Here is a 13,725-nt window from a genome sequence, read left to right as displayed (position 1 = left end):
GATGACCAAGGGGGAAGACGGCGCGGGCGCCCGGATCGCCATCGTCGGCATGGCGGTCCTGCTGCCGGGCGCGGCAGACCTGGATGCGTACTGGCGCAACCTGGTCGCCGGAGTGGACGCGATCACCGACGTCCCGGCCGGCCGGTGGGACGCCAGCTTCTACGATCCGCAGGCGGTGGGGCGTTCGGACCGGGTCTACTGCCGGCGCGGGGGATTCGTCGACGAGCTGGCCGAGGTCGAGGTGACCCAGTTCGGGATCATGCCCAACTCGGTGGCGGGCACCGAACCGGACCAGCTCATCGCGCTGAAGGTGGTCGCGGACGCGATCGCCGACGCGGGCGGCGAGGACCGGTTGCCCGACCGCGACCGGATCGGCGTGATCCTGGGGCGCGGTGGCTACCTGACGCCGGGACTGTCCCGCGGGTCCCAGCGGGTGCGCACGGCCAACCAGCTGGTGCGCACGCTCGGGGAGTTGCTGCCCGACCTCGGCGGTGACCACATCGAGCGGGTACGGCAGGCGTTCGTCCAGCAGCTCGGGCCGGACGACCCCGAGCAGGCGATCGGCCTGGTGCCCAACCTCACCGCCTCCCGGGTCGCCAACCGGCTGGACCTGCGCGGCCCCGCGTACACCGTGGACGCCGCCTGCGCGTCCTCGCTGGTCGCGGTCGACCAGGCGGTGGGCGAACTGGCCAGCGGACGCTGCGACCTGATGCTCGCCGGTGGCGTCCACCACTGCCACGACATCACGCTGTGGAGCGTGTTCGCCCAGCTGCGGGCGCTCTCTCCCAGCCAGCGGATCCGCCCCTTCGACCGGGCCGCGGACGGCCTGCTCATCGGTGAGGGCTCCGGCGTCGTGGTCCTCAAGCGGCTCAGCGACGCGCAGCGCGACGGGGACCGGGTCTACGCCGTGATCCGCGGCACCGGAGTGGCGAGCGACGGCCGCAGCGGCAGCCTCGTCAACCCGGACTCCGGGGGGCAGGTGAAGGCGGTGCGGCAGGCGTGGCGCGCGGCCGGTCTCGACCCCACCCGGCCGGGTTCGATCGGCTTGCTGGAGGCCCACGGGACCGCGACTCCCTCTGGCGACGGCGCCGAACTGGCCACCGTGCAGGAGGTGTTCGGCACCGCTGACGGCGTGGACCGGGCGGTCATCGGCTCGGTGAAGTCGATGATCGGCCACACCATGCCGGCGGCGGGCGTGGCCGGCCTGGCCAAGGCGGCGCTCGCCGTGCACCACGCGGTGCTGCCGCCCACGCTGCACTGCGACGACCCGCACCCCGCCCTGGAGCGGACCCGGTTCCGGCCGATCCCCGTGGCGCAGGCGTGGCGGACCGAGGGCGGAGAAGGCGTCCGGCGGGCCGCCGTGAACGCCTTCGGCTTCGGCGGCATCAATGCGCACGTGGTGCTCGAAGCCCCGCCCGAGGGCGCAGCGGGCAGGCGCAACCGGCCCGCGGTGTCGGTGCGGGAACAGGAGCGCGTGCTGCGGCTCACCGCCGACACCCCCGAGCAGTTGGCCGGCCTGCTGGACGCCGACGACTCGGCGGTGCTCGCGGCAGGTCTCGACGACCGGGCTCCCGGCAAGGGGCACAGCCGGCTCGGCATCGTCGACCCGACGGCCAAGAGCCTCGCCCTGGCGCGCAGGGTGGTGGCCAAGGGCCGCCCGTGGCGGGGCCGCGGCGATGTGTGGTTCACCGCCGAGCCGCTGCTCGGCGGGGACGGCGGTGCGCAGGTGGCCTTCGTCTTTCCGGGGCTGGAGGCCGAGTTCCGGCCGAACGTCTCCGACGTCGCGCGGCACTTCGGGCTGGGCGCCCTGCTCCCCACCCTCCAGGCCGGGCAGCCGAGCGAGGTGGCGGACGTCGGGCGGCACGGGGGCGAGGTGGTCGCGGTGGGCCGGGTGCTGGACGCCGCCCTGCGGCGGATGGCCATCGTGCCGGACGCGGTCGCCGGCCACAGCGTGGGCGAGTGGACCGCCATGGTCACCGGCGGGTTGTTCGCCGGCGGTGCGGTGGACGCATTCATGGCGGACTTCGACCCGGACGAACTACGGGTGCCGGGCCTGGCCTTCGCCGTCCTGGGCGCCCCGGCCGACCGGGTCGCGGCCGCCCTTGAGGACCGTCCCGAGATCGTGCTGTCCCACGACAACGCGCCGGACCAGGCCATGGTGTGCGGTCCGCCCGGCCCGGTGGACGAGCTCGTGCGCTGGTTCCGTGCGCGCAACGTCGTCGGCCAGGTCCTGCCGTTCCAATCCGGCTTCCACACCCCGATGCTGGCCCCCTACCTCGACCCGATCCGCAGTGCCGCGAGCCGGTTCGCGCTGTATCCGCCCACCGTTCCGGTGTGGTCGGCGACCACGGCGTCGGTGTACCCGCCCACCGAGGCCGAGGTCCGCGAGCTGTTCCTGAGGCATCTGCTGGAGCCCGTGCGCTTCCGCCCGCTGATCGAGGCGATGTACGCGGCCGGCGTCCGGGTCTTCGTACAGGCGGGAACGGGCCAGGTCGGCGCGCTGATCGACAACACGCTGCACGGCCGGCCGCACCTGGCCGTGGCCGCCAACTCCCCGCACCGCAGCGGACTGGCACAGCTGCACCGGGTGGCCACCGCCCTGTGGGCGGAAGGCGGCGAGCCGGATTTCCGGCCGCTGAGAAGTGCGCGCGGCGCGGCCTCGAAGCGCCCGCCGGTCCGGCTGGACCTCGGAGGAGCGTTGGTCTCCTTCGACGAGGAGACGCTGGGCAGCCTCCGCTCGGCACTGGCGGCCCGGCCCGCGGTGCGCACGGGCGGCGAACTGTCCGCCCTGGAGGCGGTGGCCGACCGGCTGCCGGTCGCCGGCGAACTGAGCGCGCTGCTGAAGGACACCGCGGACACCGCCACCGCGGTGCTCAGCGCCGCCCGTACGGCCCGCAGGGGCACCCCGGCGACGCCTCCCGCTCCGGCGGTGGCTCCGTCCCCGGCGGCGCCCCCGTCCCCGGCGGCGCCCCCGTCCCCGGCGGCGCCCCCGGCACCGGCGGCGACCCCCGCCCCGGCGACGGTGCACAGCGCGCCGGCGCCCGGCGGGCGAGAGTTCCGCACCGTGCTGCGGGTGTCCACGGACACCATGCCGTACCTGCTGGACCACTGCTTCTTCGCGCAGCGCCCCGGCTGGCCGGACGAGGCCGACCGCTGGCCGGTGGTCCCGGCCACCACGGTGATCCATCACATGATGGAGTGCGCCGAGGCGGCGGCGCCCGGCTCGACCGCCGTGGCGGTGCACGGGGTGCAGCTGAACCGGTGGGTGACCGTCAGCCCGGCCGCCGACGTGCCCGTCACCGTGGCACCGCAGGGGCCCGGGCGGGTCGGCGTGACCTTCGGCCGGTTCGCGCGCGCCGAGGTCGAACTCGCGGCGGGCCACCCGGAGTCGCCGCCCCGCCCGTGGACCTTTGACCCCGCCACCGAGCGGACCCCGGAGATCACCGCCAAGGAGCTCTACGAGGACCGCTGGATGTTCCACGGCCCGCTGTTCCAGGGCGTCACCGAGCTCACCGCGGTCGGCCCCCGCCACGTACGCGGGCAGCTCACCACCCCGCCCGCTCCCGGCGCCCTGCTGGACAACGTCGGTCAGCTGCTCGGGTACTGGATCATCAGCACCCTGACCGAGCGGACCGTGGTGTTCCCGGTACGCATGCGACGGATGCGCTTCTTCGGCCCGCACCCCGCGACCGGAACCACGCTGGACTGCCTCGTCAGCATCACCTCCGTCACCGACACCGCGGTGGAGGCGGACATCCAGCTCGTCGCCGACGGCCGGGTGTGGGCGGAGATCCACGGCTGGCAGGACCGCCGCTTCGACAACCGCGAGGAGACCAGGGTCCAGGAACGGTTCCCCGAGCGGAACACCCTCTCCCGCGTCCAGCAGGGCGGCTGGTCGCTCGTCCACGACCGATGGCCGGACCTCGCCTCGCGCGATCTCGTCATGCGCAACCATCTGAGCAGCGCGGAACGCGAGGACTACGAGCAGCGCCCGCCGCGCGGCCGCGCGCAGTGGCTGCTGGGCAGGATCGCGGTCAAGGACGCCGTCCGCCAGTGGCTGTGGGATCACGGCGAGGGGCCCGTCTTCCCCGCGGAGATCCGGGTGAGCAACGACGAGGCCGGCCGGCCGCGGGTCGCCGGACTCCACGGCCGGGCGCTGCCCGAGCTGGACGTCACGCTGGCGCACTGCGCGGAGACCGGCGTGGCCATGGTGCGCCCCCGTACCGGGCACGGCCCCGGCGGGATCGGCATCGATGTGGAGGAGATCACCGGACGCCCGGAGACGGCCCAGGCGATGGCGCTCGGCCCGGCCGAGCGCGCACTCCTCGGCGCGCAACCAACCGAAGCGGGCGAGCCCGAAGGCCTGTGGTTCACCAGGTTCTGGGCGGCCAAGGAAGCGGTGGCCAAGGCGCAGGGCACCGGCCTGCAAGGGCGGCCGAAGGACTTCGCCGTGGTCGCCGCGCAGCCGGAAGAACTGCTGGTGGAGGCGGCAGGCCGGCTGTACCGGGTGGGGTGCCGCCGGATCGGCAATCCGGCAGACCTGCCGAGTAGGGAGTACGTCGTCGCATGGACGACGGAATCGACGGAATCGACGGAAACGATGGACGAACGGGAGACGACGCGGTGAACAGCGGTCAGATACAGCCACCGGTGTGCGCGGACGAGACAGTGGTGTTCGACGAGATCACCGGAATGCTGCGGGCCGTGCTCGACGATCAGGGGCTGGACGAGGTCGAGATGACCCGGGACACCCGGTTCCACGACGACCTGGACCTGGAGAGCATCGATCTGGTCACCCTCGGCGGCCAGTTGGCGGCGCGGTACGGGGAGCGGGTGAACTTCGCCGAGTTCCTCGCCGGCCTCGAACTCGAAGAGATCATCTACCTCACCATCGGCCAACTCGTGGACTACGTGGTCGGCTGCCTGCGCCAGACGGGAGAGTGCTGAACGGTGGCGGTGATCAACGCCAACGGCATCGCCCTGCACGTGGAGCAGATGCCCGCCCGGAACCCCACGGACGCCGCGCCGCCGCCCACGGTGGTGTTCGTCCACGGCATGCTCGTGGACAGCCTCGTCAGCTACTACTTCACCCTGGCGCCGGTCTTCGCCGCCGAGGGGATGGACGTGATCATGTACGACCTGCGCGGTCATGGTCACAGCGAGCGGGTGCCGAGCGGCTACCTGCTGGAGGACTTCGTCAGCGACCTCGACGCGCTGCTCGACCGGCTGGCGGTGACCGGACCGGTCCACCTGGTCGGCAACTCCTACGGCGGCACCATCGCGTTCAGCTACGCGGCCCGCCGGCCCGAGCGGGTGGCCAGCGTCGCGGTGATCGAATCCGAGCCGGCCACCGAGGCCTGGTCGCGCAAGATGGCCGTCAACCTGCAACGCGCGGCCGACGAGTTCGCGCGCAGCGACCTCCACGAGCAGCTGACCCGGGAACACGGGCCGCACGTGACCCGCCGGGTGAAGTCGGCCTCGCGGCTGCTGAGTTCCAGCACCATGGCCCGGGACATCCCTGCCAGCCGGCTGCTGGACGAGGACGAGATCCGCGCACTGCGCTGCCCGGTGCTGGCCGTCTACGGCAGCGAGTCGGAACTCGCCGCCCAGGAACCCTGGCTGAAGTCGCTGCTCACCGACTGCCGGACCGTCGTGGTGCCGGACCAGGAGCACTGGGTCCTGATGGGGGCCACGGACCTGGTGCGCGACCTGTTGACCGGGTGGGTCCGCGAGCACCACGCTGCCGGGGCGGCGGAGGTCGGCGGCCGGTGAGCCGATTCCTGTGCGTGGTGCCGCCGCTGGTCGGCCACATCAACCCCACCCTCGGCGTCGCGGCGGAGCTGGTCCGGCGGGGGCACGAGGTCGCCTGGGCCGGACTGCCGGACGTGGTACGGCCGCTGGCCGGCGAGCGGGCAGCGGTGTTCCCGTGCGCCGCGCCGCCGCTCGACGACCCCGCCCTGCTGCGGCCGCTCTCGCTCCGCGGACCGGCGGCGCTGAAGTTCCTCTGGGAGCGGTTCCTCATCCCCCTGGCGGAGCAGATGGCCCCGGGGGTGCGGACCGCCGTGGCGGAATTCCGTCCGGACGTCCTGATCGCCGACCAGCAGGCCGTCGCCGGCGGGCTGGTGGCCGAGCAGCTGGGCATCCCCTGGGCCACGTCGGCGACCACCTCGGCGGGGTTCACCGCCTTGGCCGGCATGCCCAAGGTGGAGGAGTGGATCACCGACAGGCTGCACGCCCTGCGGCAGCGGATCGGCGATCCGGACAGCACGGTGGACCCGCGGCTGTCCGACCGGCTCGTATTGACCTTCAGCACCGAGGAATTGGTCGGGTCGGCCGATTCCTTCGGCGACCAGGTACGGTTCGTCGGCCCGTCCCTCGCCTCCCGGCCGGCCACCGACGACTTTCCGTGGGACCGGCTGGATCCCGGGCGCGCCACGGTCCTGATCACCCTGGGCACGGCCAACGCCGAGGTCGGGGCGCGCTTCCTCGCCACGTGCGCGGAGGCGGTGCGGTCCCGGTCGGACCGGCTGCAGGCAGTGGTCGTCGACCCGTCGGGAACGCTGGAGGAGAGCGGAGAAGGGCTGCTCGTGCGCCCGAGCGTGCCCCAACTGGCGCTGCTGGAGCGGTGCGACGCCGTGGTCTGCCACGGCGGGCACAACACCGTCTGCGAGGCGCTGTGGCACGGGCTGCCCCTCGTGGTCGCCCCCATCCGGGACGACCAGCCCACCATCGCCGCCCAGGTGGTCGACGCCGGCGCGGGCGTGCGCGTCCGCTTCGGCCGGGCGAGCGCCGAGCAGCTCGGCACGGCCCTGGACGCCGTGCTCGACGAACCGGGCCACCGCGCCGCCGCGGAACGGGTGGGCCGGTCCTTCCGCGCCGCCGGCGGCGCAGCCGCCGCCGCGGCCCACCTCGAACACCTCGCCGCGCTCCCAGCCACAGAAAGCCGTTGATGATGAGCAGGGTCGATCAGGTCGCCGCACTGCGCTCCCGCTACCAGGACGACCTGGCGCACGGGCCGGCGCGGTTCTTCCAGCCGCGCCGCACCGACTGCCCGTGGTGCGGTGCGGCCCGGCTGAAGGTACGGCTCAAGACCCGCGACCTGTTGCAGGGCAAGCCCGGCAGGTTCGTCCTGGAACAGTGCCAGGACTGCCGCCACGTCTTCCAGAACCCCCAACTCAACGCCGAGGGGCTGGAGTTCTACTACCGCGACTTCTACGACGGGCTCGGTGAGGAGAACCTCGCCGCGCTCTTCCGGGGGCACGACGCCCGCTACCCGCTCAGGGCCGAGGCCGTGCTGCCCCACGCCGAGCCGGAGACCTGGCTCGACGTGGGGACGGGACAGGGGCACTTCTGCGACGCGGCGCGTGCCGTCCTGCCCCATACGGTCTTCGACGGGCTGGACATCAGCGCGGGCGTCGAGACCGCCCAGCAACGAGGCTGGGTGCAGCGGGGCTACCGGGGCGGCTTCGTCGAACTGGCCGGGGAACTGGCCGCGCAGTACGACGTGGTCAGCATGTTCCACTACCTGGAACACAGCACCGATCCCGAGGCCGAGCTGATCGCGGCGCACCGGGCCCTGCGCCCCGGCGGGCATCTGCTGATCGAGGTGCCGGACCCGCAGTGCCGGTTCGGCCGGCTGCTCGGCCGCTGGTGGCTGCCGTGGCTCCAGCCGCAGCACCTGCACTTCATTCCGGTGGGAAATCTGCGCGAGCGACTGACCGAGCTGGGGTTCACGGTGGTCGCGGAGGAACACGCCGAACCGCACGACCCCGTCGACCTGCTCGCCGCGGCCTGGCTGGCCCTGAGCAGCGTGGCCCCCCGTAAGGACGAACCGTGGTACGCCGAGGCACCCGGACGAGCGAGCCGCGTCCTGCGGGCCACCGTGCTCGCCGCCGGCGTTCCCCTCCTCGTGCTGGGCTGGCTGCTCGACCGCCTGATCAAGCCCGGGACCCGGCGGCGGCCGGGCTTCTCCAACGCCTACCGTGTCCTGGCCCGCCGCGATGACCGACCGCGCTGACGGTGCCCACCGTCACACTCGGTCACCGCCACCGACGCGGCTCCTCGAAGCCGCTTCTCCTGAACCGGAGCCGCTTCTCCTGCCCCAGGCCAGGCGGTGCGGCGCCCGGTGCCGCGCGCACCCTGCATCTGTTGCACATACCGCGCATCTGTGAAGCGATGGGCATACCGAGGTAGTCGGTGAGGCGCATCGTGCCGTGGCCTTACGTTTCGTTCCGCGTCGCGAGCGCGGCCCGGCAGCAGGAGAGGGCACTGTGAATGGCTTGCAGCCCGCGCCGGTGAAGGTGCCGTGGACGCTCGTGGCGCTGGCCCTCGTGACCGGCGTGCTGCTGGACCTTTTCGCGTTCGAGCCGTACCTGGGACTGCCGCTCCTGGCGGCCGGGCCGCTGATCGCGGGCGCCATGCTGCCCTACCGTTCCGCCGTCACTGTCGTGGCCGTGACGTGCGCGGTCTCGGTGGGGCTGGACATCGAGCGCGGGCGGCCGGCGACGCCGCTGCTCGTCGATCTGGCCGTGGTCGGCCTGATCGGTGTGCTGGCGCTGGCCATCAACGGGCTGATCGCGCGCCAGGGGCGTGATCTGGCGCTGACCAGGGATCTCGCGGAGGCGGTCCAGCTGGCGGTGCTCCCGGACCCGCCGGAGCGGGCCGGTCCGCTGGCGGTGGCCGCCGGATATGTCGCGGCGCAGGCGGAGGCACGGATCGGCGGTGACCTGTACGCGGTACAGGAGACACCCTTCGGGGTGCGAATGATCATCGGCGATGTACGCGGCAAGGGTATCCAGGCCGTCGCCGCCGTCTCGGTCGCCATCGGCGCCTTCCGGCAGGAGGCCGAGTACGCTCCCACGCTCGAGACGCTGGTGCAGCGGCTGGACGAGGCGATGGCCAGGGCGGCGGCCCGGGCCGGCCCGATTCCGTCGAGCGAGGGCTTCACCACCGCCGTACTGGCCGAGGTGTCCGCCGACGGCCAGGTACTGAGGCTGGTCAACCGCGGGCATCCGCCCCCGTACCTGGTCCACGGCGGGCAGCTCGTACGACTCGATCCGGCCGTCCCGCAGCTGCCCCTCGGCATGGGGCTGGACGACCTCGCTCCCGTGGAGCGCGCGCCGGCCGAGGTGGTGCGCCTGCCCCCGGGCGCTTCGCTGCTCCTGGTCACCGACGGGGTCACCGAGGCCCGGGACGAACAGGGAACGTTCTACGACCCGCTGCGTTCGAGGCGCATGGGCCGGCGGTTCACCCACCCCGAGGCCCTGGTGGAAGCCCTGATCAAGGACGTCGGCCGCTGGACCGGCGGCGAAGGCCAGGACGACATGGCCATCCTGGCGGTCACCCGCAGCCTCGCCTCCCGGGCGTAGGGCGCCTCGTGGGGGTCTCAGCCGAGGACGTGCCGGAGGTAGGACTGCGGGTCGCCGAGATAGCGGCGCCAGTGATCGACCAGGGCGAGTTCATCCCAGGCCACTCGGCGCATGCCGTGTTCGCCGATCTCGACGATGTCCGCACCCGGCAGCGCGGTCAGCAGCGGAGAGTGGGTGGCGCAGACGACCTGACCACCGCTCTTCACCAACTGGTCGACATGGCCGAGCAGTTCGAGGCAGGAGGCGAACGACAGCGCGGCTTCCGGCTCGTCCATCACGTACAACCCGGGCTTGAGGAACTTCCACCGGAACGCCTCCAGGAAGCCCTCGCCATGGCTGACGGAATCCGGCGCGAACCCCTCCCGCTCCAGCGCGTTCAGCGCTGTTTCGGCGCGCAGGAAGAACCCCTTGCGGGCCGACCAGCTGCTCAGCATCTGCCGTCCACGCGGGGCCGCGTCGAAGCGGATCCGCTCGCCCAACGCCGATTTGGCCCGGTGGCTGGCGTAGCGCCAGTCGTGGGAACCGCCCCAGGGGTCCAGACCGAAGCCCTCGGCGAGCGCCTCGACCAGCGTCGATTTGCCCGAGCCGTTCTCGCCGACGAGGAAGGTCACCGGCGCGGTGAAGCGCAACCCGTTCGCCAGGAGGTCGCGCACACAGGGCACGGACCAGGGCCACTCCCGGTCGTCACCGGAGGCCACGTGTGCGTACGCACGTTCGATAATCACGCGTCGAGTCTCGCACGGTGGCCCGGGAACGAGGAGGACCGGCGCGCCTGCCGTTCATCGGCCTCTTTCGTGGGCCTCTGTCTTTGGGCAGAGGCGGGTCCGCCGCAAGGAGCAGGGGCGCCCCGTGCGTCGCCCCGGATAATCGTCGTCATGTCGTCCAGCGCCCCACCCGTGTCCGAGAACCGTGCTACCCGGAGCCTCTTTACGCAGCCCGGGGAGCCGGGGCCGCAGCTGTGGCGGGCGGCCGGTGAGGCGGTGCTGGCCGGGGCGCTCGTGCTGCTCGGCTACCAGGCCGAGTCGGCGATCGACGCCAGGCTGGGGGCGGTCTGGGCGGCGGTGGCCCTGGGGGCCGTCGGCATCGCGCTGATGCTGGTGCGGCGCCGGTACCCGGTGGCCAGTGTGGTCGGGCTGGCCGCGCTGATGGGCGTGGCGCCGTCCGTGGCGCTGCTGACCGCGGTGGCGGCCTACACCGCGGCCCGGCAGCTGCCCACGCCACGGCGGCAGGTCGGGGTGCTGCTCGCGGCGGCCGCCTCGGCGATGCTGACCTGTGCGGCGTTTGCTCCCGTGCTGGGTGTGGGCAGCCGGCTGTTCGGCCTGGCGCTGGCTGCGGTGTTCGCCGTCACCACGGTCGTGGTGCCCGGGCTGGTCGGTACCGCCGCCGGGCAGAGCGACCGGCTGTTGCGGGCGTTGCGGGAGCGCGCTGCCGCCGCGGAGGAGGCGCGGCGGCTGGCGGACAGCGAGTCCCGGATGCGCGAGCGGTCGCGGATCGCCGCGGAGATGCACGATCTGGTCGGGCACCGGCTGAGCCTGGTCTCGCTGCACGCGGGCGGGCTGGAGATGGCGCTGCTCAAGGAGGCGCCCGAGCTGCGGGACGAGGCCGCGGTGGTGCGCCGTGCCACCCGGGATGCGATGCAGGAGCTGCGGGAGGTGCTGGGGGTCCTCGGGCCGTTGGGCGGCGAGCCCGGCATCGGCGCGCTGACCGATGCCACCGGCACCCGAGCGGACGTCGAGGCGCTGGTCGAGGAGTCGCGCGGCGGCGGCATCCCCGCCGAGCTGGTGTGGGAGGGGCCGGATCTCGACGCCCGCCCGGCCCGGGTGCGGCGGGCGGTGCACCGCGTGGTGCGCGAATCGCTCACCAATGTGCACCGGTACGCGGCCGGGGCTCATGTGACCGTTGCCGTCCGGCACATTGGCGAGCGGGTGGAGGTGCGGGTGCGCAACGGCGCTCCGCCCACGCGGCCGCCCGTCGTGACCGGGCTGGGCTCCGGTCGCGGGCTGACCGGGCTGCGGGAGCGGGTGGCGCTGCTCGGCGGCGGCCTGGAGGCCGGGCGGACGCCCGGCGGCGGCTTCGCCGTGGCGGCCGACCTCCCCGCCGACCCCGGGCCCGGCGCGGAGACGGTGGAGGCGGCGCCGTATGACAGCGGACCGGTCGCCGTCGAGGAGCCCGGCAGCAGGCTCTCCGTCCTCCAGCGGCGCATCGCCGTTGCCGTCACCGGGCTGCTCGGCCTGGTGGGGCTGGGCGCGATGACGCTGTTCGGGGTCTTGCTGGTGGACCATTCCCGGTACGACCTCGCGTACCGGAGCCCGGCACCGCCCCGGGTGGGGATGACGAGGGAGCAGGTGCAGCGCGCCGTGGCGCCGGACGACGCCGCGTCGCGCGCGGCGGCCGCCGGGCGCGAACCGCCGCGGCCGGGTTCCGCCACGGACTGCCTGTATCCGTACACGGACGCAAAGTCCGCGCACGGGCGGCTGGAGCTCGTCCGCTACTGCTTCCGGTCCGACACTCTGATCGCGATCGACCGCTTTACCGTTCCGGTGGTGACCGAACCGCACAGTGGGAGAAGGACACATGACTGACCAGGCCAACTCGGGGAAATCCGGGGCGGGTTCCGCGATCCGGGTGCTGCTCGCCGACGACGAGGAGATGATCCGGCACGGCGTCCGGCTGGTCCTCCGGCACGCCGACGGCATCGAGGTGGTGGCCGAAGCGGCCAACGGCGCCGAGGCCGTCCGGCTCGGCGCCGAGCACCGGCCCGATGTGGTGCTCCTCGACGTCCGCATGCCCGTACTCGACGGGCTCGCGGCCGTCGCACCGCTCGCCGCCCTCGACCCCGCGCCGAAGGTGGTCATGCTCACCACCTTCGGCGACGAGGAGAACGTCCTGCGGGCCCTGCGGGACGGCGCCACCGGCTTCCTGCTCAAGGACGAGGGGCCGCAGGAGCTGATCAGCGCGGTACGGGCCGCGGCCGCGGGGGACGCGGTGCTCTCGCCCGGCGTCACCGGGACCGTCATCCGGCAGATGCTGAGCCGCGGCGGAGGCGGGGCGACCGGCGCGGACAGCAGGGTGACGGAGTTGACCGGCCGGGAGCGGGAGGTGCTGCGCATGCTGGGGGAGGGGCTCTCGAACCTGGAGATCGGCAGGCGGCTCGGCATCGGCGTGGGGACGGTCAAGAGCCACGTCGGCTCGATCCTGGGGAAGACGGGGTGCGGCAGCCGGGTGCAGGCGGCGCTGCTGGCGCACCAGGCCGGGCTCATGGGCTGAGGCGCGGGGCGGGGTTCGTGGGCCGAAGCCCCGGGGCCCCGCTCGCTTACCCTGCGGTGGGTGGCTCGGCAGCCGGAACGGTCGGCCTGCTGGGGTCGTAGCCCTCAGCGCCGGGATAAACGTCCCGGTATATGGCGCGGGAAATGGTCTCTATCGTGTCGATCCCGTAATCCCACCCCTCGTTGGTGGGGTGCCCTTCAGGAACTCTGTTGTTCTCGGTGAGGACGACCAGACCGGAGTCGTAGCCGTGCTCCGTGAGGACGGCCATGCTGTTCACCTTCCAGTCGCCTCTGTCGAATGCGTCGACGTCGGGGTTCTGACTGCGCTGCAGCCAGCCGTTCTTCACATGGATCACGGAGTCGACCGGAGCACCGGCCGTGGCGCCCCAGCGCTGGATGCTCTGCACGTGGTTCATGAGGTCGAGTGCGTAAGCGCGGGCCTTGCTCCCGAGCACTGCATCATCGTCACCCGAGAAGAGCCGCAACAGCTTGGCCTGGTCGTGCGCGGTGACCTGGGTGAGGCCCCAGAAGCCCTCCTTGTCGGGGACGGTCTGCTGCATCCCGGCCTTGTCGAGGAATTCCTGGATCTTCACCGGGTCCGGCTTCTTGGGATCCGTCAGATCGGACAACTGCTTCCACAGGGTGGTCGCGGCATCGTTGTCCGAATCGACGATCATCTTGCGCGCGAGAGCGTCTTCTTCCCCGGTCAGGTCGCCGCCCCGCTGATACAGCAAGGCGCCGAGAATGATCGTCTTCGCCACGCTCGCCGAGTCGTACTGCTTGGCAGCGTCGGCGGTGCACCTGGTTCCGGTGGGCCGGTCGTAGAAGGAGAGCGAGGCCATGCTCGCCCGGCTTTCCAGCGCCTTGGCTATATCGCTCGCCAGTTTCGTGGCCAGCTCTCGATCCTTGGATGTGCATCGCACCGTCGAGGTGGCTGCCTTGGCTCGCTGCGGTGCCGCGACGGAAGGCGAAGCCGCTGCGACGGGCCCGGCAACCGCTCCGGCTCCAAGTGCCGCCGCGGTGAGGGTGGAAGACCATTTCATTGCTGAACGCTGTCCTTTCGGGGTGCCTGAACCCTCGCGGTCCAGGCT

At 72.8% G+C, this 13,725-nt stretch carries 10 protein-coding genes; 8 read left to right on the top strand and 2 right to left on the bottom strand.

All coding sequences use genetic code 11. The annotated features are described in order from the left end of the window. The first annotated feature begins 1 nt into the window (after position 1). From BKA18_RS05665 to BKA18_RS05640, 6 genes are all read left to right on the top strand, one after another. The gene (locus tag BKA18_RS05665; protein WP_366045213.1) at positions 2–4,627 is read left to right on the top strand and encodes a beta-ketoacyl synthase N-terminal-like domain-containing protein; all 4,626 of its coding nucleotides are present in this window, start codon (positions 2–4) and stop codon (positions 4,625–4,627) included. A gap of 65 nt (positions 4,628–4,692) precedes the next feature. Next, complete coding sequence (locus tag BKA18_RS05660) at positions 4,693–4,947, top strand: acyl carrier protein (protein ID WP_359364731.1); 255 nt, start codon at positions 4,693–4,695, stop codon at positions 4,945–4,947. Positions 4,948–4,950: 3 nt separating this feature from the next. Then, positions 4,951–5,772 (top strand): alpha/beta fold hydrolase, encoded by an 822-nt coding sequence (locus BKA18_RS05655; protein WP_366045212.1) that lies wholly within the window; start codon positions 4,951–4,953, stop codon positions 5,770–5,772. Beyond that, positions 5,769–6,950, top strand: coding sequence for a glycosyltransferase (locus tag BKA18_RS05650; RefSeq protein ID WP_366045211.1), 1,182 nt, complete (start codon positions 5,769–5,771; stop codon positions 6,948–6,950). The genes BKA18_RS05655 and BKA18_RS05650 overlap by 4 nt, the downstream gene beginning before the upstream one ends. Continuing rightward, a complete protein-coding gene (locus BKA18_RS05645) occupies positions 6,950–8,017 on the top strand; it encodes a class I SAM-dependent methyltransferase (protein WP_366045210.1) in 1,068 nt (355 codons plus the stop codon). The genes BKA18_RS05650 and BKA18_RS05645 overlap by 1 nt, the downstream gene beginning before the upstream one ends. Positions 8,018–8,270: 253 nt before the next feature. Further along, positions 8,271–9,368: a PP2C family protein-serine/threonine phosphatase gene (locus tag BKA18_RS05640; protein ID WP_366045209.1), complete on the top strand. Its 1,098-nt coding sequence runs from the start codon at positions 8,271–8,273 to the stop codon at positions 9,366–9,368. A 17-nt stretch (positions 9,369–9,385) separates the two neighbouring features. On the opposite strand, the gene BKA18_RS05635 is transcribed toward BKA18_RS05640, so the two are convergent. After that, a complete protein-coding gene (locus BKA18_RS05635; protein ID WP_366045208.1) occupies positions 9,386–10,093 on the bottom strand; it encodes an AAA family ATPase in 708 nt (235 codons plus the stop codon). Positions 10,094–10,243: 150 nt separating this feature from the next. Here BKA18_RS05635 and BKA18_RS05630 point away from each other — a divergent pair, with 150 nt between their 5' ends. Beyond that, complete coding sequence (locus BKA18_RS05630) at positions 10,244–11,950, top strand: sensor histidine kinase (protein ID WP_366045207.1); 1,707 nt, start codon at positions 10,244–10,246, stop codon at positions 11,948–11,950. Continuing rightward, complete coding sequence (locus BKA18_RS05625) at positions 11,943–12,635, top strand: response regulator (protein WP_366045206.1); 693 nt, start codon at positions 11,943–11,945, stop codon at positions 12,633–12,635. The genes BKA18_RS05630 and BKA18_RS05625 overlap by 8 nt, the downstream gene beginning before the upstream one ends. 46 nt (positions 12,636–12,681) lie before the next feature. Here the strand turns inward: BKA18_RS05625 and BKA18_RS05620 are convergent, their stop codons facing one another. Further along, positions 12,682–13,557: a serine hydrolase gene (locus BKA18_RS05620; RefSeq protein WP_366045205.1), complete on the bottom strand. Its 876-nt coding sequence runs from the start codon at positions 13,555–13,557 to the stop codon at positions 12,682–12,684. Positions 13,558–13,725: the final 168 nt, after the last annotated feature.

Source organism: Streptomyces auratus, assembly GCF_050433025.1.
In the GTDB taxonomy this organism is placed as follows: domain Bacteria; phylum Actinomycetota; class Actinomycetes; order Streptomycetales; family Streptomycetaceae; genus Streptomyces; species Streptomyces sioyaensis.
The sequence above is the reverse complement of the archived record's forward strand: the minus strand, read 5'-3'. Positions and strand labels throughout refer to the sequence as shown.